Below are 20968 nucleotides of genomic sequence, written 5' to 3' on the forward strand. Positions count from 1 at the left end.
CTTATTTCGGCTTCGAAGCGGCCGGCTGCTTCGGCTCCTTGTGGCCGCCGAATCCCGCACGCATCGCGGAGAGAATTTTTTCGGCGAAGGTGTGTTCCCGTCGGGAACGGAAACGTGTGTAGAGGGCCGCGGTCAGGACTTCGGCCGGCACGGCCTCGTCGATCGCCGCATTCACGGTCCAGCGTCCCTCGCCGGAATCCTCCACGAAGCCGGAATATTCGGCCAGTTGCGGGCTGTCGGCGAGCGCCGTCGAGGTGAGGTCGAGCAGCCAGGACGGAATCACGCTGCCGCGGCGCCAGACCTCGGCGATGTCGGCGAGGTCGAAATCGTAGCGATGATCGGCCGGCAGCGCGTCGATGTTGGCGTTCTTGAGGATGTCGAATCCTTCGGCATAGGCCTGCATCAGGCCATATTCGATGCCGTTGTGGATCATCTTGACGAAATGGCCGGCGCCGACGGGGCCCGCATGGATGTAGCCCTGCTCGATGCGGGGGTCTCGGCCCTCGCGTCCCTCGGTGCGCGGGATGTCACCGGCGCCGGGCGCGAGCGCTGCGAAGATCGGATCGAGCCGCTCGACGACCTCCTTCTCGCCGCCGATCATCATGCAATAGCCGCGGTCGAGGCCCCAGACGCCGCCCGAGGTGCCGACGTCGACATAGTGGATGCCGCGCGCCTTCAGCGCCTTGCCACGGCGAACGTCGTCCTGCCAGAAGGTGTTGCCGCCGTCGATGACGACGTCGCCTTCCTGCATCACGCCCGCGATCGTCTCGATGGTCGCTTCCGTGATGCGGCCGGCCGGCAGCATCACCCAGGCCGTGCGCGGCCGCTCCAGCTTCGCGATGAATGCTTCCAGCGTCGCCGAACCCACCGCGCCGTCTGCGGCAAGGCCGGCGACGGCCTTGGCGTCCTTGTCATAGACCACGGTCGAATGTCCGTGGCGCATCAGGCGGCGAACGATGTTGCCGCCCATCCGGCCGAGGCCGATCATGCCGAGTTGCATCGAGATATTTCCTTAGTTCAGCGCGTCGTTGAGCGCAGCGTTGAGCGCCGCAAGACCTTTCTTGAGCGGCCCCTTCAGGTGCACCCGGAGCGCGCGCCGGCCGCGCTCGGTGAGCACGTCGAAATCGCCACGCGCTTGCGCCGCCTTGATCACGCCGAAGCTGGCCTTCTGGCCCGGCACCGGAAGATCCTTGGCGTCGTCGGCGGTGATCTGCAGGAACACGCCGCTGTCCGGTCCACCCTTGTAGGCCTGTCCTGTGGAGTGCAGGAAGCGCGGGCCGAACTCGGCGGCGGTCGCCAGATGCCGCTTCTCGAGCACGGCGGTCCGCATCTCCTGCAGCGCCTCGATGTTGGCCTTGTCGCGCGCGATATAGCCGAGCAGGGCAAAGTAGTCGCCGCGCCGCGAGCGGGTGATATGAGCCCTGAGCCAGGAGGTGAGGTCGCCGTTGGCGCCCATCGTGCGCAGCGCGGCGGCGTTGTGGTCGTCGGTGTAGAGATCGAACTCCTTGGTGCTCACGACCGGCTGTTCGGCCGGCAGCGCGCCGGTCTTCTCGAACGCCGATGTCAGCTCGCGGGTCTTGATCTTGGCCGCTTCCACGTCCGGCTGGTCGAATGGATTGATGCCGAGGATCGCGCCCGCCACCGCCGTTGCCATCTCGAAGCGGAAGAACTCCTGGCCGAGATGGTCGATCGACTTCATGACGATGCGCGCGACGGGATGGCCGGCGGCTTCGATCCCGGCGAGCGCGGAGTCGTGGGCGGCATCCGTTTCGCCCTCGGTGCGGATGTCGATGAAGAAGCGGTCGTTGCCGTATGCCGCGGACGGGCTCAGCGGCTCGCCGGCGATCGGGATCAGGCCCTTGCCTTCCTTGCCGGTCGATTCCGCGATCAACTGCTCGGCCCAGGCGCCGAAATCGGCGATTTTCTTCGACGCCAGGATCGTCACCTTGTCGCGGCCTTCGAGGCCGGCAAGGCCCATGGCGAGACCGAGCTGCACGCCCGGGTTCTCGGCTGGCGGCACGTCCGGTCCGCAGGAGCGGGCCATCGCCAGCGCATGCTTGAGGAAGGTCCTGACGTCGATGCCGGCCGTGGCCGCCGGCACCAGGCCGAACGGCGACAGCACCGAATAGCGGCCGCCGATCGACGGCTCGCCATGGAAAATGCGGGCGTAGTTCAGCTTCTTGGCCGCCTTCTCCAGCGAGGAGCCGGGGTCGGTCACTGCGATGAAGCGGAAGCCGGTCTTGGCCTTCGGGCCGAGTGCCTGTGCGACGCGCTCGTGGAAATAATCCTTCATCGCGTTCGGCTCGGTGGTGCCGCCTGACTTGCTCGACACGATGAACACCGTGTTGGCGATGTCGATCTTGGCCTCCATCGCCCGCACCTCGGCCGGATCGGTGGAGTCGAGCACATGGAGCTTCGGAAAGCCCGCCTTCCGCGCAAAGGTCTCGGCCAGCACCTCCGGGCCCAGGCTCGATCCGCCCATGCCGAGCACGACGGCGTCGGAGAATTTCTGGCCCTTCACGCGGCTCGCATAGTCCTCATAATCGGCGACGTCGGCCTTGGCCGCGCTGTCGAGCCAGCCGAGCCATTTGTCCTCGTCCGTCCCGGTCCAGACCGACTTGTCGCGCTGCCACAGCCTGCGGATTTTGGCCGATGCGCGCCATTCCTCGGTGCTCTTGGCCACGGCCTTGCCAAGGCCGTCGCCGAGCGAGAGGAGCTGGCGGTCAAGCGCCGGCCCGAGCACGGTCGCGCGCTTTTGGGCGACCGCGCCGTAGAGCTTGTCGGCGGCGTCGGCAAATTGCTTGACGCCGTCCTTGACCAGTTCCTCGGTGATGGCGTCGAGCGAGACGCCGGAGCGCTCCAGCTCGTCCAGCACGCGATAGGCGTCCTCGACATTCTCCTCCAGGCTGTCGCGCGGCTTGCCATGGTCGCGGAACGCATCGAGCGTTGCCGGCGGCACGGTGTTGATGGTGTCGGGGCCGATCAGCTCCTCGGCATAGAGCACGTCGCTGTAATCCTTGTTCTTGGTGCCGGTGGAGGCCCACAGCATGCGCTGCGGCTTGGCGCCCTTGGCGGCAAGCTTCTCCCAGCGCGCGCCTGCGAACAGGCGCTTGTAGTCCTGATAGGCGACCTTGGCATTGGCGATCGCGACCTTGCCCTTCAGCGCGGCGAGGCGCTCCTTCTCGGAGGGGTCGTTGGCCCGGGCGATCTTCTCGTCGAGCTGCTTGTCGACCACGCTGTCGATGCGGCTGACGAAGAAGCTGGCCACGCTCGCGACATGGGAGGGATCGCCGCCGCCGGCGACGTATTTTTCGAGACCGGCAAGATAGGCCTCGGCGACCTGGAGATAGACGGCCTTGGAGAACAGCAGCGTGATGTTGATGCTGATGCCGTCGCCGATCAGCGTTCGAATTGCCGGCAGGCCCTCCGCCGTCGCCGGCACCTTCACCATCAGGTTCTTGCGATTGACGTCCTTCCAGAGCCGCCTAGCCTCGGCGACCGTGCCTGACGTGTCCATCGCGAGATAGGGCGAGACCTCGAGGCTGACATAGCCGTCGCCGCCCTTGAGGCGGTCATAGACCGGGCGCAGCACGTCGGCGGCGTTCTGGATGTCTTCGACCGCGACGGCCTCGAACAGGTCGGCCACGGTCCGGTCGCCGCGCTTCAGCGCCTTGCCGATCGGGGCGTCGTATTCGTCCGAGCTGCCGATCGCCTTCTCGAAAATCGAGGGATTGGAGGTGACGCCCTTGACGCCGTCGGTGTCGATCAGCCGCTTCAGGTCGCCCTTGGCGATGAAGCCGCGGGCCAGGAAGTCCAGCCAGACGGCTTGTCCGTGCTTTTCCAGTTCTTTGACGGGATTCATGGTGCTTATTTATCTCCAAGCCTACGGGCGGAGGGGGTATCCGCGCCGGTCGTGACGCGCTATCCTCTAGCTAACATGCTCCCGGGAGGGAACCAATCAAGGGAATGGGCGTCATATTCATAGGCTAACTCCGTCGCGGTCATGACGATCCAGGCGGTTATCGTGGTTTTGCGTAATAAATAATTTGGCCGGCATGGGTCGGCCGAGGTTTTTTGTTGAGGTCGATCATTCGCGTCGCGAAGTGTTGCCAGGAGGAATGGTCCGCCTGATCGACATGGGGCTCGGTCGCGAATGGCCATGCTGGGGGAAAGCATGCATACTCGTCCTGATGGTATTGCCGTCGCCGATAACAGGCCATCCGTGACGCCGGCGGCGTGCATCGATGCCTTTCACGATCTTGAAATCGGCCCATGCGTCACGCGCCTGCGGCTGCTGGTCGCGGCGGGGTTCGCGGTGACGTTGTTCAGTGCAAGCCTTGCCTTCGACTGGTGGGGTGAGATCGCTCCCTATGACACGACGATAGGCTATCTCGGCGTCGCGCTGTTCGGTCCGGTCACCGCCTGGCTGATCTGGATGCTGCCGACCGAGCGCGGCCCTGTCGTGATCGTCACCCTGTTCGGCATCCGCGACTTGCGGATCGGCAACGAATTTCTGCTCTGGGAGTCCATTGCGGACGTTTCGGCTGAACAAATCCGCGGGCGCAAGGTGATCGTGCTGACGCCGACGCCGGCCTTGCAGCAACAGCTCTCCTGCATCCGTGCTGCCACGCGCAGCGCGCAGAATGAACGGATCGTCATCCGCCCGGAGGGGTTGGCGACCGATTTTGACACATTGCTGCGCGCTTGCAGGGATTGTCATGCTGCAGCCAACCCGGCCGCCGCCAGCAACCAGGCCACCGCATTGCAGCAGGAAGATGAACACGGCACCCACGGGATCGCCCTGCAAGCGTCATAAGTTTGCCGCTCGCAAATCGTCATGTTGCAGTGCCGGAGGGGCGCGCCCCGGTATCGCCCGGATGTGGCGAGCCAGTGACAATTTCTGGAAATACGCCAAGATGGATAGAGATTCGCACAAATTACAGGCAAGTGCCTGTTCGTAATTCAGCGAGTGCCTACCTTGTGCGTTGCGTCGTGTCGGCACCCGGGTGTCCAATGATCGTCATGTGCTCACGCTGATTCGAGAAGCGGCCTGAGGAACGGTCTAGTAACTGCTTTCGTTTCAGCTTGTAGCGGAACTCACGCGGAGAGGGATCATGTACAACGATTCTCTATTCAACGCTTTCGCTCGGTCGTTCGAGGCGAGAAGCCAGCACGACATGTCGATGGCGGAATATCTGGAATCGTGTCGAAGCGATCCCATGAAATACGCGAACGCGGCCGAACGACTACTTGCAGCGATCGGTGAACCCCAGACGATTGACACGGCCAAGGACCCACGCCTTGGCCGTATTTTTTTGAACCGCACGATCCGAACCTATCCGGCCTTCGCCGGCTTCTATGGCATGGAAGAAACCATCGAGCGCATCGTCGGCTTCTTCCGGCACGCGGCGCAAGGTCTCGAAGAGCGTAAGCAGATCCTCTACCTGCTCGGTCCGGTCGGCGGCGGCAAATCCTCGCTTGCCGAGCGGCTGAAGTCGCTGATGGAAGTGCATCCGATCTACGTCCTCAAGGCCGGTGATGAGCTTTCACCCGTGTTCGAGAGCCCGCTCAGCCTGTTCGATCCCGATCAGCTCGGGCCGATGCTGGAAGAGAAATACGGCATTCCGCGCCGGCGTCTCACCGGTCTGATGAGCCCATGGTGCTACAAGCGCCTCGAGGCCTTCGGCGGCGACATTTCCCAGTTCAGGGTCGCGAAAATCCAGCCGTCGCGGCTGCGCCAGATCGCGATCGCCAAGACCGAGCCCGGTGACGAGAACAACCAGGACATCTCCTCGCTGGTCGGCAAGGTCGATATCCGCAAGCTCGAGACCTACGCGCAGAACGATCCCGACGCCTACAGCTATTCCGGCGGCCTCAACCGCGCCAACCAGGGCGTGCTCGAATTCGTCGAAATGTTCAAGGCGCCGATCAAGATGCTGCATCCGTTGCTGACCGCAACGCAGGAAGGCAATTACATCGGCACCGAGAACATCGGCGCGATCCCGTTCACCGGCGTCATCCTCGCGCACTCCAACGAGGCGGAGTGGGCGAGCTTCAAGTCGAACAAGAACAACGAAGCCTTCATCGACCGCATCTGCGTCATCAAGGTGCCCTATTGCCTGCGGGTCACCGAGGAGCAGAAGATCTACGAGAAGCTGATCCAGGGCTCCGAGCTCGCGGCCGCACCCTGCGCACCGTCGACCCTGGAGACGCTGGCGCGGTTCTCGGTGATGTCGCGCCTGCGCAAGCACGAGAACTCGACGCTGTTCGGCAAGATGCGGGTCTATGACGGTGAGAGCCTGAAGGAATCCGATCCGAAGGCGCGCAGCGTCCAGGAATATCGCGACGCTGCCGGCGTCGACGAAGGCATGGACGGCGTCTCCACCCGTTTCGCCTTCAAGATCCTGGCCGCGACCTTCAACCACGATCCGCAGGAGGTCGCCGCCGATGCCGTGCACCTGATGTACGCGCTGGAGCAGTCGATCCGCCGCGAGCAGCTGCCCGAGGAAGTCGAGAAGCGCTATCTCGAGTTCATCAAGGCCGACCTCGCGCCGCGCTACGCCGAGTTCATCGGCAACGAAATCCAGAAGGCCTATCTGGAATCGTACTCGGATTACGGCCAGAACCTGTTCGACCGCTACGTCGATTACGCCGATGCCTGGATCGAAGATCAGGACTTCAAGGACCCCGACACCGGCCAGCTGCTTGATCGCGAGCTTTTGAACCAGGAATTGACGAAAATCGAGAAGCCGGCGGGCATTGCCAACCCCAAGGACTTCCGGAACGAGGTCGTCAAATTCTCGTTACGCTCCCGGGCCCAGAACGGCGGCAAGAATCCGACCTGGACCTCCTATGAGAAGATTCGCGATGTGATCGAAAAGCGGATATTCTCTCAGGTCGAGGACCTGCTTCCGGTCATCTCGTTCGGTTCGAAGAAGGATGGCGAGACGGAGAAGAAGCACGGCGAGTTCGTGGCACGCATGGTGGAGCGCGGCTACACCGAGCGTCAGGTTCGCCGACTGGTCGAATGGTACATGCGCGTGAAGCAAGCCGGTTGAGGCGGATGAGAAAGTGGCCATTCACATTATTGACAGGCGCCTGAATCCAGGCGGCAAGAGTCTTGAGAACCGCCAGCGGTTCTTGCGTCGGGCCAAATCCCTGGTGCAGGGCGCCGTCAAGAAGACCTCGCAGGAACGCGACATCAAGGACGTCCTGGAGGGTGGAGAGGTCACAATCCCGCTCGATGGCATGCACGAGCCGCGTTTCCGCCGTGAAGGCGGGACGCGCGACATGGTGCTGCCGGGCAACAAGAAGTTCATCGAGGGCGACTATCTGCAGCGCCAGGGCCAGGGCAGCGCCAAGGATTCCGGTCCCGGTGAAGGCGATAGCGAAGACGCCTTCCGCTTCGTGCTCAGCCGCGACGAGTTCGTCGATCTGTTTCTCGACGATCTCGAGCTGCCTGACCTCGCCAAGCGCAAGATCGCGCAAACCGAGAGCGAAGGCATCCAACGCGCCGGCTACACCACCTCGGGCTCGCCCGCCAACATCTCGGTCAGCCGCACCGTGAAGCTGGCGCTCGCCCGCCGCATCGCGCTCAAGCGCCCGCGCAAGGACGAGGTCGAGGAGCTGGAAGCCGCGATCGAGGCCTGCACCGACGAGGACGAGCGCGCCGAGCTCGTCGCCCGGCTGGAAAAGCTGAAGGCGAAGACCAAGCGCATTCCCTTCATCGATCCGCTCGACATCCGCTACCGCCGCTACGAGAAGGTGCCGCGGCCGGTCGCGCAAGCCGTGATGTTCTGCCTGATGGACGTCTCGGGCTCGATGTCCGAGCACATGAAGGATCTGGCAAAGCGCTTCTACATGCTGCTCTACGTGTTCCTGAAGCGCCGCTACAAGCACGTCGAGATCGTCTTCATCCGCCACACCGATCGCGCCGAGGAGGTCGACGAGCAGACCTTCTTCTATGGCCCGGCCTCCGGCGGCACGCTGGTCTCCAGCGCGCTGCAGGCGATGCACGAGATCGTACGCGAGCGCTTCAGCCCGGCGGACTGGAACATCTATGCCGCGCAAGCCTCCGACGGCGACAACTCCTATTCCGACGGTGAACTCACCGGCCTGCTGCTGACCGAGAAGATCCTGCCGGTCTGCCAGTTCTTTGCCTATCTCGAGGTCGGGGAATCCGGCGGCAGCGCCTTCGATCTCTCCGATTCCTCGCTCTGGACCCTCTATGAGCGCCTGCGCAACTCTGGCGCACCGCTCTCGATGCGCAAGGTTTCCGAGCGCAGCGAGATCTTCCCGGTGTTCCACGATCTGTTCCAGCGCCGCGAAACTGCCCAGGAGAAAGCCGCTCCATGACGGAACGCTTGTTCGAAGGCGCCGATTGGGATTTCCACACCTTGCAGCGCATCACCGATGCCTGCGAGGAGGTGGCGCTGAAGGATCTCGGGCTCGACGTCTATCCGAACCAGATCGAGGTCATCACCGCCGAGCAGATGCTGGACGCCTATTCGTCGGTCGGCATGCCGCTGTTCTACAAGCACTGGTCGTTCGGCAAGCACTTCGCCTATCACGAGGCGTCGTACCGCAAGGGCCTGATGGGCCTTGCCTATGAGATCGTGATCAATTCCTCGCCCTGCATCTCCTACCTGATGGAGGAGAACACGGCGACGATGCAGACGCTGGTGATCGCGCACGCCGCCTTCGGCCACAACCACTTCTTCAAGAACAATTACCTGTTCAAGCAGTGGACCGATGCGGAAGGGATTCTCGACTATCTGGATTTCGCCAAGAACTACGTCATGCAGTGCGAGGAGCGCTACGGCCGCATCGAGGTCGAGCGCACGCTGGACGCGGCGCATGCGCTGATGTCGCACGGCATCGACCGCTATCCCGGCAAGAAGCAGCTCGATCTGCGCGAGGAAGAGAAGCGGGCAGGGCGCCGTCGCCAGCACGAGGAGGAAGTCTTCAACGACCTCTGGCGCACCGTGCCCAAGGGCGCTTCGAAGGCCCGGACCGCGATCTCGCTCGAACGGCGCCGCAAGCTGCTCGGCCTGCCGCAGGAGAACCTGCTCTATTTCCTGGAGAAGAGCGCGCCGCGGCTGGCGCCGTGGCAGCGCGAGCTGTTGCGCATCGTCCGCCACATCGCGCAATATTTCTATCCGCAGAGCCAGACCAAGGTGATGAACGAGGGGACGGCGACCTACGTCCACTATCGCATCATGACCAAGCTGCATCAGCAGGGCCGTATCTCCGACGGCAACTTCCTCGAATTCCTGGGTTCGCACACCAATGTGGTGTTCCAGCCCGAATTCGACGATCCGCGCTACTCGGGCTTCAATCCTTACGCGCTCGGCTTCGCCGTGATGCAGGATATCGAGCGCATCGTCACCAATCCGGAAGACGAAGACCGCGAGTGGTTCCCCGACATCGCCGGCAAGGGCGACGTCATGGGCGTGCTGCGCGACGTCTGGGCCAATTACCGCGACGAAAGCTTCATCGGCCAGTTCTTGAGCCCGAAGCTGATGCGGCACTTCCGCATGTTCCATCTGCACGACGATCCCGAGGAGCGCGCCGGCATCCGGGTCGACGCCATCCACGACGAACGCGGTTTCCGCCGCGTTCGCCGCGAGCTGGCGCGCCAGCACGATGTCGGCTTCATCGATGCCAATATCGAGGTGGTCGATGTCGATCTGTCCGGCGACCGCCGGCTGATCCTGCATCACCGCGTCATCAAGGGCTCGCAGCTCAACGAGACCGACGCCAAGCGCGTGCTGCAGCACCTCGCCGATCTCTGGACCTACGGCGTCGCGCTGATCGAGGTCGATGCCAACGACAAGGTGCTGCGCGAATATGTCGTCAGCCCGCGTCCGATCGCGGCGGCGGTGGCCTGAGGCGTCTTTCACTGTGATATGAGACTTGCGCACCGGAGGCGGTGCGCTCCCTCCCGCGCCTGCGGGGGAGGGTTGGGGAGAGGGTTTCTCCACGGTGAGACTCCCCCAGAGGTGAGAACCCTCACCCGGCGCTACGCGCCGACCTCTCCCGCAAGCGGGAGAGGTTTCAGAGCCCGCGGCGGCCAATGTGCTCAACGTAAGCTATGGTGATCTAAGTCGATCACTTCTTGGCGGGCTTCTTCGCCTTCGCCGCGTTCAGCTCCACGGCCGCGCGGATCAGCGCCTTCAACGCCTTCTCGTTGAGCTTCGCGCCCTCGCCAATATCGATTGCGCGACGCACATTGCCGTCGAGGCTGGAATTGAACAGGCCGGCCGGGTCGTCCAGTGCCGCACCCCTGGCAAAGGTCAGCTTCACGATCGCCTTGTAGGTCTCGCCCGTGCAGATGATGCCGTCGTGCTCCCACACGGGAACGCCGCGCCATTTCCATTCCTCGACCACGTCAGGATCGGCCTCCTTGATCAACGCGCGGATCCGCTTCAGCATCTCGCCGCGCCAGTCGCCAAGCTCCTTGATCCGGCCGTCGATCAGCTTTGACGGCGACGGCTCTCCCGCGTCCTTCGCGCTGCTCTTCTTTGCGGTCACGGCCTTCTTCATGAGCGCGCCTCGCTGCGGCCGCCGAGATAGGGCCGTGCGAACAGATAGAGCCCGGTCGCGAGCAGCGGGATCAAGGGCACGAACGCCATCAGGCCGATCCACGTCGCCTGAATCTGCATGATCAGTGCAACGATGTTGGCGACCACGGCAAGCGTGAAGGCAAGTGACAGCCAGCGATGGATCTGCCTGATCCACATGTTCGAGTTCATTTCAATCTCCTGTGGGACTATTGGGAATGGACGCGTGGCCGGGCTATTCGGCCCGGGCCAGCAGCTCGTCCAGCTTGGTGAAGAACTGCTTCCAGCCGGCATGCGCGCCGCCATAGGCCTGCTTCTGGCTGGGGCGGAAGCCCGCCTGCTCGACGCGCAGATGCGTGCCTGATCCTTGCGCCGTGAGCGTGAACGTCACCACGCTTCGGAGGTCGTAGGCCGCGTCCTCATGGGTGAAATTCCAGGTGTAGGCGAGCGAGCGCTGCGGCTCGATGGCGAGCACCTCGCAGTCCAGCACACCGCCCCATTCGCCGCGCAGGTTGAAACGGTGGCCGACTTCGGGCTTGAAGTCGTTCTTCATCAGCCATTCCTCGATCAGATGCGGCTGCGTCAGCGCGCGCCACAGCCGCTCAGGCGGATAGGCGAACTCGCGCTCGATGATCATGGAACGTGTTTCGGTCGCGGCCTCAGTCATTGGTCCATCCTCTTCAGGAGATCGTCGAGCGCATCGAGCCGGTTTTGCCAGAAGCCGGCCATCTGGCTGGTCCAGTCGATCAGCGGATTGAGCGCGCCCGGCCGCGCGCTGTAATGGGTCTGGCGCCCCTCGTGGCGGTCGCGCACCAGGCCCGCCTGCTTCAGGGCGCCGAGATGCTTCGAGACCGCCGGCTGGGAAACGCCCGCCAGCACCGTCAGTGCCCCGACCGTCTGCTCCCCCTCGCGGCACAGCCGCTCGAAAATCGCCCGCCGGGTCGGGTCGGCCAACGTCCGGAACAGAAGGTCGGGGGTGGCAGACATAGGAAATCCATAACCGTGAAGTTATGGATTAACTCATAACCGTAGGGTTATGGGTAAGTCAAGTACCTCTCCGCCGTCATTGCGAGCGTAGCGAAGCAATCCAGGATCCCTGCACGGGCAACCTGGATTGCTTCGTCGCAAGAGCTCCTCGCAATGACGGAATAGACAGCGGGGCCTCACGGCCGCAAATACAGATACCCCTGCGACTGCAGCTCGGCCAAACGCACCACGCCGCCTTTCTCCGCACTCACGAATCCCGGCAGCAGATCCGCCAGCGTGATGTTCTGCGCCTTCATGGTGTTGCCGCAGGCAGCGAGCTCGACGCCGTCCTTTGCGAAATTGCTGATCCGCCCGCTGACGTCAGGGTTGGCCTGCGCCTGATGGAACGCCTTCAGCGCCGGCCCGTGGATCACGAGCGCGAGGGTGACATGGTCGGGGCCGCCGACGCCGTCGATGTGGTTCTGGATGTTGCCGAGCACGAAATTGACCTTGTCGGCGTCGGCCAGGTGATAGACCACCTTCAGCTTGTCCGACTTTGCAGCTTCAGTCGCGGCCTTTTCAGTTCCAGCCTTGGCGCGCGAGGCGGCAAGGGCCGCGCCCAGCGCCGAGACGGTGCTCCACAAGATGTTCCGGCGGTTCATGATCATCTCCCGATTTTGCCGGAGACATATCACTTGTGGCGGAGCGCGGCGAGTTCCTTGCGATCGGTCGCGAGCGCCGCGCACTCGCTGGTGTCGGTCCGGTCGAGGCGGAAGATGCCATCGTCGCTACCCGCGACCAGCGTTCGGTCTTCATCTTCAGTCGGCTGGTTGTGCAGCCAGATCCTGACGCTCTCCAGCCGCACGATGGCTGATTTGTCGTCCTTCGACAGCGCGATACCGATGCCGCCGCCCTCGCAATCGACGCCGCAGCCGAGCCTGATCTCATCGGCTTTCTTGGTGAGCACCGTGTGGTGACAGGAGCCGCTGGAGTCGAAATCGCCGCTGCGGTGGCGATAGCGGAAGCCGATCCGGAACGAGTTGTGCAGCTGCTTGTCCTCGCTGTCGCTCTCCGCGGAGACCAGCAGCTTCATGGAGGCCACCTTCTGCTTCGGATGCCGCGCCAGATGCTCGGCATCGTAGCGCCGGACGAAGCAGGCATAGGCCGTCTTGCCCGGCGTGCCCGCATACATCCGTGCGTTGAAGGTCTCGGCTTCGGTCTTGTTCGCCTCGCGAAAGTCGTCGGCCTCCTCGGCCCGGGCGACGCCGATGAAGGCCACGAGGGCAAGCGGAAGGATGAGGGCAAGCTTCATGATCACACCGGGCGTGTCTGCGATTTGGTCCGCATCGGGACGGCGAGGGGCCAACCAGCTTTTAGTCGCAAGCCGCACGCCGCCCGTTCAACTGCACGCCCGGCCGGCAGCCTCGCGCAAGGTTCCAGGCTTAACAGTCTGGAAAGATGAGGGGCGGTAAGCCCCCGGGTGTTGCAGATGACTGGTGGCGGTTGAAATGTCCGTAAGTCAGAACTTCCCCAACCTTGCGATCGGCTATTCCGTGTTGCGGCTGCTGAAGATGCTGGCCGTCGGCCTGCTGGTGACGCTTGTGTGCGCCGCGATCGCCTTCAATTGGTTGCACGTCAAGACCCTCTCCGAATTCCAGATCGCTGGCAGCTTCCTTGGTGTCGTTGTGTTCGGGTTCGTGACCTGCAGGACGCTTTGGCGGCTGGTCTCGACCAGGCAGCCGGTCCTCTTCATCACTCGCGTCGGTATTCGCGACACCCGCATCGCGGACGATACCATTTCCTGGAGATCGGTCCGGGACATCTCGGCCTGGCACTATCGCAGGCATATGATTGTGGTGCTCAAGCTCGACCCGCTCGTCGCCGACCGTTTCGACGTCGGCCTGCTGAAGCGCATCGTGTCGATGATGAACAAGGCGGTCGGCGCGGAGGGGATGCTCGTCAATCCTGGAGGCCTCACCATGGACGGCGAAACGCTGCTGGAAACATGCCAGCAATATTGGAAGGCCGGCCGCCTGGCTTATACGGCCCAGCCGGCGGCGGAGCCCGAGGCTGTCCACTAAAGCAGTGCCGTAGGGCGGGCGAAGGCGCAGCGCGCCGTACATCATCGCTCTCAATCGTTAAGGTGGTGGGCACCCGCTTTGCCCACCCCTTCCAATGCATCAGCGCAGGCTGGCGTTGATCTTGTCCAGCACCGCCGAGCCCGGGCACAGCGTATCCGCTTCCAGCGTGTTGAGCGGTGTCTCGACCGTGTTGAGATGGGCGTGCAGATCGTCCGCATCGGGATCGACGTACAGGAGCCCGGTGACGATCTGGCCCTTGGCGGCGTGCTTGGCAAGGAAGGTCTGGGCGCCCAGCCGGTCATGCGGATCGTAGTCGGCGTCGATCTTGCGCAGCGCGATCTTGCTGCCGTCATGCTGCTCGACCACCTGCACGGTACCAGGCGCATAGTCCACTGCAATGGGATCGCGACCGACCAGCACGTCGAGCCGGTTCACGGCGTCATTGTGCTCGCGGACATAGTCGAAGCTCTTGGTCGAGCCGGCGTGGTTGTTGAAGGCGATGCAGGGGCTGATGACGTCGATGAAGGACGCGCCCTTGTGGCCGATCGCAGCCGCGATCAGCGGCACCAGCTGGCTCTTGTCGCCGGAGAACGACCGCGCCACGAAGGTGGCGCCCAGCTGCAGCGCGATCGCGACGAGGTCGATGGCGTTGTCGGTGTTGGTGACGCCCTTCTTGCTCTTCGAGCCGCGGTCGGCGGTGGCCGAGAACTGGCCCTTGGTGAGGCCGTAGACGCCGTTGTTCTCGACGATATAGGTCATGTTGACGCCGCGCCGGATCGAATGCGCGAACTGGCCGAAGCCGATCGAGGCGCTGTCGCCGTCGCCGGAGACGCCTAGATAGATCAGGTCGCGATTGGCGAGGTTGGCGCCTGTCAGCACGGATGGCATGCGGCCGTGCACGGAGTTGAAGCCGTGCGAGTTGCCGAGGAAATAATCCGGCGTCTTCGACGAGCAGCCGATGCCGGAGATCTTCGCCACCCGATGCGGCTCGATCGAGAGCTCGTAGCAGGCCTCGATGATCGAGGCCGTGATCGAGTCATGACCGCAGCCGGCGCACAGCGTCGAGATCTTGCCCTCGTAGTCGCGATGCGTGTAGCCGAGCTCGTTCTTCTTCAGGCCCGGATGATGGAATTTCGGTTTTGCGATGTAGGTCATGACCGTCTTTCTCTGCTCCCTCTCCGCAATCCGACGTCTCTTTGGCCGGGCCGTCGCAGCCGCACTCCGTCATTGCGAGCGCAGCGAAGCAATCCAGGGTCTTTCCACGGAGGCAATCTGGATTGCTTCGCTACGCTCGCAATGACGATGTGGATGCAGCTTGCCATCATGACACGGCCTTGCGGAGCGGGGTCACCTTGAGGTGATCCTGGTGGTCGCCAATGGCTTTTGCGATGTAGCGGGCGGTGATCGGGGTGCCGTCATAATGCACGATCGGCACGAGGCGGACGGGATCGATGCCGTTCTCGTTGACGATGAGCTGGCGGAGCTGGCTGTCGCGGTTCTGCTCGACCACGTAGACGAAATCGTGCTCGGCGAGGAAACTCGCGACGCTGGAGTGGAACGGGAAGGCACGGATGCGCAGGCGATCGAGCTGATGCCCGCGCTCTTCCAGGAGGCCAATTGCCTCGTCCATTGCCGGCGAGGTCGAGCCGAAATAGATCACGCCATATTTGGTCGGCCGTTCCGCATTGGCCTGCAGCGGCCGCGGCACCAGGTCCTGCGCGGTCTCGAACTTGCGCACGAGCCGCTGCATGTTGTCGGCGTAGACGGAGCCTTCCTCGGAATAGCGCGCATAGCGGTCACGCGAGGTGCCTCGGGTGAAGTAGGAGCCCTTGGTCGGATGCGTGCCGGGATAGGTGCGGTAGGGGATGCCGTCGCCATCGACGTCGAGATAGCGGCCGAAGTCGCGGCCTTCCTCCAGCATCTCCGCGGTCATCACCTTGCCGCGGTCATACTGCTTGGCATCGTCCCACTTCAGCGGGCGGCAAAGCCGGTGGTTCATGCCGATGTCGAGGTCGAGCATCAGGAAAATCGTGGTCTGCAGCCGTTCGGCGAGATCGAACGCGGCGGCTGCGAATTCGAACGCTTCGGCCGGGTCTTCCGGGAACAGCAGCACATGCTTGGTGTCGCCATGCGAGGCATAGGCGCAGGCGATGATGTCGCATTGCTGGGTGCGGGTCGGCATGCCCGTGGAGGGGCCGGCGCGCTGGATGTTCATGATCACGGCCGGAATCTCGGCAAAATAGGAGAGGCCGATGAACTCGGTCATCAGCGAGATGCCGGGGCCTGACGTCGCGGTGAAGGCGCGGGCGCCGTTCCAGGAGGCGCCGATCACGATCCCGATCGAGGCCAGCTCGTCCTCGCCCTGCACGATCGCGTACTTGGCCTTGCCGGTCTCCGGATCGTGCCGGTACTTCTTGCAATGGGCCGTGAAGGCTTCCGCGACCGACGATGACGGCGTGATCGGATACCAGGCGCATACCGTGGCGCCACCATAGACGGCGCCAAGCGCGGCAGCGCTGTTGCCCTCGATGAAGATGCGATCGCCGACCTTGTCGGATTTCTTCACTCTGAGGCCGATCGGGCATTTCAGATTCTGCAGCGCCCAATCGCGCCCCAGATGCAGCGCGTGGACGTTGGAGGAGAGCAGCTTCTCCTTGCCCTTGTACTGCTCGCCGATCAGCTGCTCGATCAGCCTCGGATCCATCTCGAGCAGCGCAGAGAGCGCACCCAGATAGATGATGTTCTTGAACAGCTGGCGCTGGCGCGGATCGGTATAGGTCGAGTTGGTGATCGCGGTCAGCGGCACGCCGATCACGGTGATGTCGTCGCGAAACTTCGTCGACGGCATCGGCTTGGTGGAATCGTAGAATAAATAGCCGCCCGGCTCGATACCGGCGACGTCCTTGTCCCAGGTCTGCGGGTTCATCGCCACCATCATGTCGACGCCGCCACGGGCGCCGAGATGGCCGGCTTCGGTGACGCGCACCTCGTACCAGGTCGGCAGGCCCTGGATGTTGGAGGGGAAGATGTTGCGTGGGCTCACCGGCACGCCATGGCGCAGGATCGCGCGCGCGAACATCTCGTTGGCGCTGGCCGAGCCCGAGCCGTTGACGTTGGCGAAGCGGACGACGAAGTCGTTTACGCTGCTGATCGGCTTTTTGTCGGACATGTCGAACCTGCGTGAGTCATCTCGATGAAATATTTCTGCATGTCCCAGGCACCGGTGGGACAGCGTTCGGCGCACAGCCCGCAATGCAGGCAGACGTCCTCGTCTTTGACCATCACCCGCCCGGTCTTGAGATCGGAGGACACGTAAAGATCCTGCTCCGGATGCGGCGAGGGGGCCCTCAGGCGCGTGCGCAGGTCGCTTTCCTCGCCATTGTCGGTGAAGGTGATGCAATCCATCGGGCAGATGTCGGCGCAGGCGTCGCACTCGATGCAGAGCGAGGTCGAGAACACCGTCTGCACGTCGCAGTTCAGACAGCGATGTGCCTCGCCGAGCGCGAGCTTGACGTCGTAGCCAAGCTCGACCTCGGTCTTGATGTCCTTCAGCGCGACCACCTTGTCGCGATGCGGCACCTTGAAACGCTTGTCGATGGAGATGTCGTTGTCATAGCTCCATTCGTGGATGCCCATCTTCTGCGAAGAGACGTCCACCTCCGGCAGCGGCCGCTCGGTGATGTCCTCGCCCGACAGCATCTTGTGGATCGAGAGCGCTGCGTCGTGCCCCTGCGCCACCGCCCAGATGATGTTCTTCGGACCGAACGCAGCGTCGCCGCCGAAGAACACCTTGGGGTTGGTCGAGACGAAGGTCTTGGGATCGACCTTCGGCATGTGCCATTTGTCGAACTCGATGCCGCAATCCTGCTCGATCCAGGGGAAGGCGTTCTCCTGGCCGACCGCGACCAGCACGTCGTCGCAAGGAATGGTCTGATCGGGATCGCCCGAAGGCACCAGGTTGCGGCGACCCTTTGCGTCGTATTCGGCCTTGACGTGCTGGAAGGTGACGCCGATCAGCTTGCCGGCGACATGCTTGAATTCCACCGGCACCATGTAGTTGAGGATCGGGATGTCCTCGTGGATCGCGTCTTCCTTCTCCCAGGGCGATGCCTTCATCTCCTCGAAGCCGGAACGCACGACCACGGTGACCTTCTCGCCGCCGAGCCGGCGCGCGGTGCGGCAGCAATCCATCGCGGTGTTGCCGCCGCCGAGCACGATGACGCGCTTGCCGATCTTGTCGGTGTGGCCGAACGACACCGACGAGAGCCAGTCGATGCCGATATGGATGTTGGCCGCCGCTTCCTTTCGGCCCGGAATATCGAGCTCGCGGCCGCGCGGCGCGCCGGAGCCGACGAAGATCGCGTCGTATTTCTCCGAAAGCAACGCCTTCATGCTCTCGATGCGATGGCCGCCCTTGAACTCCACGCCGAGATTGAGGATGTAGCCGGTCTCCTCGTCGATGACGGAATTGGGCAGGCGGAATTTCGGGATCTGCGTGCGCATCATGCCGCCGGCTTCGGGATCGCCGTCGAACACGGTGCAGTGATAGCCGAGCGGCGCGAGATCGCGCGCCACGGTCAGCGAAGCCGGACCGCCGCCGACGAACGCGACGCGCTTGCCGTTCTTCGCACCGGGATGCGGCAGGCGCTGCTTGATGTCGTCCTTGAAGTCGGCCGCGACGCGCTTGAGGCGGCAGATCGCGACAGGCGTTTCCTCGACGCGCCCGCGGCGACACGCCGGCTCGCATGGACGATCGCAGGTGCGTCCCAGAATGCCGGGAAACACGTTGGATTTCCAATTGATCATGTAGGCGTCGCTATAGCGGCCTTGCGCGATCAATCGGATGTATTCGGGAACCGGGGTGTGCGCAGGACAAGCCCACTGACAATCGACCACTTTGTGAAAGTAGTCGGGGGCCGCAATATCGGTCGGTTTCATTCCTACCCTCGTCCGCGCAGGCTCAAAGACCCGGCGGCCTTTTCTTTGAGCTTGTCGACGCTTAACGCGCGGCGATCTGGTTTCTGAATGACGTCATTGGGTTAGCTTATTAGAACCGCTCCGGAGTACAACGGCAAATTTGCGCGCTTCCCCTCTTTCATGGGAGCCAAGCGCGCACAGCATTAACAGCCGCGGTCAGTCATTGCGGCAGTGCAATATCACACTCTCCGTCATTCCGGGGCGCGCCGGCAGGCGCGAGCCCGGAATCCATCGGGCCGCAGAGCCAGAGGACAAATGGATTCCGGGCTCGTCGCTGCGCGCCGCCCCGGAATGACGGAAGAGAGACACACGCCTGGCTCCACATCGCCATTGCGAGTTCAGCCTCGTGCGATGTCGCTCTTTGCAAGGTCCCACATCAGGTTGTAGGTGCCGACGGAAACTGGCGGCGGGAAGGGGGCGGCCGCAGGGCCGGTGAAGCGTTCGGCGATGACGGCTGAGACCGCACCGACATGCGTGCCGTCGATCAACACGAACCAGTCGCGCGCGCCTTCGTTGCGCGCCGCTGGAATATTCGCCGTCGCGCCCGACAATTCCGGCTCGCTTTCCAGCAGATGCATCGAGATGATGCCGTCACGGTCTCCCGGCGCCAGCTTTTCTTGCAGTGCATCACGCCATGCCGCCCCATTATCCGGCGTGGGTCGCAGCCGCACCAGGCCAAGCGCGGCGCCGCGGCCGGTGCCCTTGCTGATGGTGATGCGCGCGACCACGCGCAGCATGTTCTTGAAATGCGCCATGGTCCGCTGCGACCATTCGGTCGGGTTGGCGAGCCGCGCGCGATAGGCGGGACTGTCGAGCACGTCCAGCGTCGCGGTCGAATAGAGCGAAAGATATTTGGGATTTGCGGCGTGCGCGACATAACGGCGCGCTTCCAGAAAACCCTCGATCGCGACGCGCTCTTCCAGATGTTCGCGATCGTACCAGCGGTTGAAATCGGCCTCATCAGCCGCATCGATATTCATCGACGTCAGCAGCATGCCTGTCCCGGCGAGGGGCATTGTTCTTGTTGTCCTTGCTTTCGCGCGTTAGAGCATGTTGGGGTCGACTTGAATCGCAGGGATTCCCAAAGGGAGCGAACCGTGATTCATCCTTGAGACCGGGAGGAGGCCGGCAGGGATGGCGCATGGAGAAGCTCTTCGCATTCGGGTGATCAAGGCCGTCGTTGAGGATGGCCTTTCGCGGAACGAGGCGGCCCGGATATTCCGGGTCGGGATCGCGAGCGCGATCCGCTGGGTGAAGGCGTTTGAGGAAACGCAGCGCACGGCGGCTTTGCCGACCGGCGGTGACCGGCGTTCTGTGCTGAAGCCGCATCGGGACTGGCTCTTGGAGCTTCGGCGCAAAGAGAACGATCTGACGCTCGATGCGATCGCCGAGCGACTGCTTCGCAGGCATGGCGTCGAAGCCGACAAGTCGATGCTGTCGCGCTTCTTTGCCGGTGAGGGCATCAGCTTCAAAAAAAACCGTGCACGCCAGCGAACAGGATCGTCCCGACGTCGTTGAGCGCCGACAAGCGTGGCGGTGCGCGCAAACCAGCCTTGGCGGTCGGCTCATCTTCCTCGACGAGACCTGGACGACGACGGCGATGACGCGTCGTTACGCCTGGGCCGATGTCGGCACACGCGCCTTGGGCCATGCGCCGCACGGACATTGGAAGACGACGACGTTCCTTGCCGGCCTGACCTGCAAGGGGCTGATAGCGCCGTTTGTGCTCGACGGGCCGATCAACGCCGAGTGCTTCTTCGCCTATGTCGAGCAAATCCTCGTCCCCGCGCTGCGCGAAGGCGACACGGTGATCCTCGACAATTTGTCGAGCCATAAGAACGAAGCGGCTCGGCGTCTCATCGCCGACGCCGGCGCGAGCCTCCTGTTCCTGCCGCCCTACAGCCCCGATCTCAATCCAATCGAGATGGCCTTCGCCAAACTCAAAGAACTGCTGCGCCAAGCCCAAGCTAGAACCGTCGATGCCCTCTGGGACCTCATTGGCCGCTCTCTAAGCCTCTTTACCCCCGAAGAATGCGCCAATTACATCCGTCATTGCGGGTACAATCCGCTTTGATCGCAACTCGCTCTAGCGAGCGGCCTTCGATGCAAGGTCGGAGATCGACTTCATCACCAGAACGAAGCGGCTCGGCGTCTCATCGCCGACGCCGGCGCGAGCCTCCTGTTCCTGCCGCCCTACAGCCCCGATCTCAATCCAATCGAGATGGCCTTCGCCAAACTCAAAGAACTGCTGCGCCAAGCCCAAGCTAGAACCGTCGATGCCCTCTGGGACCTCATTGGCCGCTCTCTAAGCCTCTTTACCCCCGAAGAATGCGCCAATTACATCCGTCATTGCGGGTACAATCCGCTTTGATCGCAACTCGC

The 20968-nt window shown here is 63.2% G+C and carries 20 protein-coding genes; 7 read left to right on the forward strand and 13 right to left on the reverse strand.

Features of this window, described 5'->3' with window-relative positions; translation table 11 throughout:
• Position 1 precedes the first annotated feature (1 nt).
• Together gnd and XH91_RS08320 are read right to left on the reverse strand one after the other, a co-directional pair.
• Positions 2-1000: a phosphogluconate dehydrogenase (NAD(+)-dependent, decarboxylating) gene (gnd, locus tag XH91_RS08315; RefSeq protein WP_128950135.1), complete on the reverse strand. Its 999-nt coding sequence runs from the start codon at positions 998-1000 to the stop codon at positions 2-4.
• A gap of 12 nt (positions 1001-1012) precedes the next feature.
• Entirely contained in the window at positions 1013-3862 is a 2850-nt protein-coding gene (locus XH91_RS08320) for a bifunctional transaldolase/phosoglucose isomerase (protein WP_128950136.1), read from the reverse strand.
• Between the two features lie 291 nt (positions 3863-4153).
• Here XH91_RS08320 and XH91_RS08325 point away from each other — a divergent pair, with 291 nt between their 5' ends.
• From XH91_RS08325 to XH91_RS08340, 4 genes are all read left to right on the forward strand, one after another.
• Entirely contained in the window at positions 4154-4816 is a 663-nt protein-coding gene (locus XH91_RS08325; protein ID WP_128950137.1) for an STM3941 family protein, read from the forward strand.
• Between the two features lie 298 nt (positions 4817-5114).
• Positions 5115-7058, forward strand: coding sequence for a PrkA family serine protein kinase (locus XH91_RS08330; RefSeq protein WP_128950138.1), 1944 nt, complete (start codon positions 5115-5117; stop codon positions 7056-7058).
• Between the two features lie 19 nt (positions 7059-7077).
• A complete protein-coding gene (locus XH91_RS08335) occupies positions 7078-8355 on the forward strand; it encodes a YeaH/YhbH family protein (RefSeq protein WP_206733102.1) in 1278 nt (425 codons plus the stop codon).
• The gene (locus XH91_RS08340; protein ID WP_128950140.1) at positions 8352-9890 is read left to right on the forward strand and encodes a SpoVR family protein; all 1539 of its coding nucleotides are present in this window, start codon (positions 8352-8354) and stop codon (positions 9888-9890) included. The genes XH91_RS08335 and XH91_RS08340 overlap by 4 nt, the downstream gene beginning before the upstream one ends.
• Before the next feature lie 220 nt (positions 9891-10110).
• Here XH91_RS08340 and XH91_RS08345 read toward each other — a convergent pair whose 3' ends face one another.
• The 6 genes from XH91_RS08345 to XH91_RS08370 form a co-directional block, all read right to left on the reverse strand.
• Positions 10111-10545 (reverse strand): DUF1801 domain-containing protein, encoded by a 435-nt coding sequence (locus XH91_RS08345; RefSeq protein WP_128950141.1) that lies wholly within the window; start codon positions 10543-10545, stop codon positions 10111-10113.
• Positions 10542-10754 carry a hypothetical protein gene (locus XH91_RS08350; RefSeq protein WP_164934129.1) on the reverse strand — a complete coding sequence of 71 codons (213 nt, stop codon included), beginning with the start codon at positions 10752-10754 and terminating at the stop codon, positions 10542-10544. The genes XH91_RS08345 and XH91_RS08350 overlap by 4 nt, the downstream gene beginning before the upstream one ends.
• Positions 10755-10797: 43 nt before the next feature.
• Complete coding sequence (locus tag XH91_RS08355; RefSeq protein WP_128950142.1) at positions 10798-11229, reverse strand: SRPBCC family protein; 432 nt, start codon at positions 11227-11229, stop codon at positions 10798-10800.
• Positions 11226-11549: an ArsR/SmtB family transcription factor gene (locus XH91_RS08360; RefSeq protein WP_128950143.1), complete on the reverse strand. Its 324-nt coding sequence runs from the start codon at positions 11547-11549 to the stop codon at positions 11226-11228. Before XH91_RS08360 ends, XH91_RS08355 begins: the two co-directional genes overlap by 4 nt.
• A 176-nt stretch (positions 11550-11725) precedes the next feature.
• On the reverse strand, positions 11726-12190 hold the full coding sequence (locus tag XH91_RS08365; RefSeq protein ID WP_164934130.1) for a DsrE family protein: 465 nt from the start codon (positions 12188-12190) through the stop codon (positions 11726-11728).
• 29 nt (positions 12191-12219) lie between these two features.
• A complete protein-coding gene (locus XH91_RS08370; protein ID WP_128950145.1) occupies positions 12220-12840 on the reverse strand; it encodes a hypothetical protein in 621 nt (206 codons plus the stop codon).
• Positions 12841-13081: 241 nt separating this feature from the next.
• Between XH91_RS08370 and XH91_RS08375 the strand changes: the two genes are divergently transcribed.
• A complete protein-coding gene (locus XH91_RS08375) occupies positions 13082-13609 on the forward strand; it encodes an STM3941 family protein (RefSeq protein WP_245477289.1) in 528 nt (175 codons plus the stop codon).
• Positions 13610-13708: 99 nt separating this feature from the next.
• On the opposite strand, the gene XH91_RS08380 is transcribed toward XH91_RS08375, so the two are convergent.
• The 4 genes from XH91_RS08380 to XH91_RS08395 form a co-directional block, all read right to left on the reverse strand.
• Entirely contained in the window at positions 13709-14764 is a 1056-nt protein-coding gene (locus XH91_RS08380) for a 2-oxoacid:ferredoxin oxidoreductase subunit beta (protein ID WP_128950147.1), read from the reverse strand.
• A 166-nt stretch (positions 14765-14930) separates the two neighbouring features.
• Entirely contained in the window at positions 14931-16778 is a 1848-nt protein-coding gene (locus tag XH91_RS08385) for a 2-oxoacid:acceptor oxidoreductase subunit alpha (RefSeq protein WP_164934131.1), read from the reverse strand.
• Positions 16748-18547, reverse strand: coding sequence for an FAD-dependent oxidoreductase (locus XH91_RS08390; RefSeq protein ID WP_128950149.1), 1800 nt, complete (start codon positions 18545-18547; stop codon positions 16748-16750). Before XH91_RS08390 ends, XH91_RS08385 begins: the two co-directional genes overlap by 31 nt.
• A 377-nt stretch (positions 18548-18924) precedes the next feature.
• Positions 18925-19602 carry a DUF4286 family protein gene (locus XH91_RS08395; protein WP_128950150.1) on the reverse strand — a complete coding sequence of 226 codons (678 nt, stop codon included), beginning with the start codon at positions 19600-19602 and terminating at the stop codon, positions 18925-18927.
• Positions 19603-19720: 118 nt separating this feature from the next.
• On the opposite strand from XH91_RS08395, the gene XH91_RS08400 reads away from it, so the two are divergent.
• A protein-coding gene (locus XH91_RS08400; RefSeq protein ID WP_430648536.1) for an IS630 family transposase occupies positions 19721-20660 on the forward strand; the annotation gives its coding sequence in 2 pieces (ribosomal slippage) (positions 19721-20058 and positions 20057-20660; 942 coding nt in all).
• A gap of 12 nt (positions 20661-20672) precedes the next feature.
• On the opposite strand, the gene XH91_RS40085 is transcribed toward XH91_RS08400, so the two are convergent.
• Positions 20673-20843: a hypothetical protein gene (locus tag XH91_RS40085; RefSeq protein WP_430648537.1), complete on the reverse strand. Its 171-nt coding sequence runs from the start codon at positions 20841-20843 to the stop codon at positions 20673-20675.
• Here XH91_RS40085 and XH91_RS08405 point away from each other — a divergent pair.
• The gene (locus XH91_RS08405; protein ID WP_430648552.1) at positions 20772-20957 is read left to right on the forward strand and encodes a hypothetical protein; all 186 of its coding nucleotides are present in this window, start codon (positions 20772-20774) and stop codon (positions 20955-20957) included. The two genes, XH91_RS40085 and XH91_RS08405, sit on opposite strands and share 72 nt — an antisense overlap.
• Positions 20958-20968: the final 11 nt, after the last annotated feature.

This window comes from Bradyrhizobium guangzhouense, assembly GCF_004114955.1.
GTDB classification, from domain to species: Bacteria; Pseudomonadota; Alphaproteobacteria; order Rhizobiales; family Xanthobacteraceae; genus Bradyrhizobium; species Bradyrhizobium guangzhouense.

Bases quoted from the DNA above. Each gene is read 5' to 3' on its own strand.
- gnd (WP_128950135.1), bottom strand. From the start codon at position 1,000: ATGCAACTCGGCATGATCGGCCTCGGCCGGATGGGCGGCAACATCGTT.
- XH91_RS08320 (WP_128950136.1), bottom strand. From the start codon at position 3,862: ATGAATCCCGTCAAAGAACTGGAAAAGCACGGACAAGCCGTCTGGCTG.
- XH91_RS08325 (WP_128950137.1), top strand. From the start codon at position 4,154: ATGGCCATGCTGGGGGAAAGCATGCATACTCGTCCTGATGGTATTGCC.
- XH91_RS08330 (WP_128950138.1), top strand. From the start codon at position 5,115: ATGTACAACGATTCTCTATTCAACGCTTTCGCTCGGTCGTTCGAGGCG.
- XH91_RS08340 (WP_128950140.1), top strand. From the start codon at position 8,352: ATGACGGAACGCTTGTTCGAAGGCGCCGATTGGGATTTCCACACCTTG.
- XH91_RS08345 (WP_128950141.1), bottom strand. From the start codon at position 10,545: ATGAAGAAGGCCGTGACCGCAAAGAAGAGCAGCGCGAAGGACGCGGGA.
- XH91_RS08350 (WP_164934129.1), bottom strand. From the start codon at position 10,754: ATGAACTCGAACATGTGGATCAGGCAGATCCATCGCTGGCTGTCACTT.
- XH91_RS08355 (WP_128950142.1), bottom strand. From the start codon at position 11,229: ATGACTGAGGCCGCGACCGAAACACGTTCCATGATCATCGAGCGCGAG.
- XH91_RS08360 (WP_128950143.1), bottom strand. From the start codon at position 11,549: ATGTCTGCCACCCCCGACCTTCTGTTCCGGACGTTGGCCGACCCGACC.
- XH91_RS08365 (WP_164934130.1), bottom strand. From the start codon at position 12,190: ATGAACCGCCGGAACATCTTGTGGAGCACCGTCTCGGCGCTGGGCGCG.
- XH91_RS08370 (WP_128950145.1), bottom strand. From the start codon at position 12,840: ATGAAGCTTGCCCTCATCCTTCCGCTTGCCCTCGTGGCCTTCATCGGC.
- XH91_RS08380 (WP_128950147.1), bottom strand. From the start codon at position 14,764: ATGACCTACATCGCAAAACCGAAATTCCATCATCCGGGCCTGAAGAAG.
- XH91_RS08385 (WP_164934131.1), bottom strand. From the start codon at position 16,778: ATGTCCGACAAAAAGCCGATCAGCAGCGTAAACGACTTCGTCGTCCGC.
- XH91_RS08390 (WP_128950149.1), bottom strand. From the start codon at position 18,547: ATGAAACCGACCGATATTGCGGCCCCCGACTACTTTCACAAAGTGGTC.
- XH91_RS08395 (WP_128950150.1), bottom strand. From the start codon at position 19,602: ATGCCCCTCGCCGGGACAGGCATGCTGCTGACGTCGATGAATATCGAT.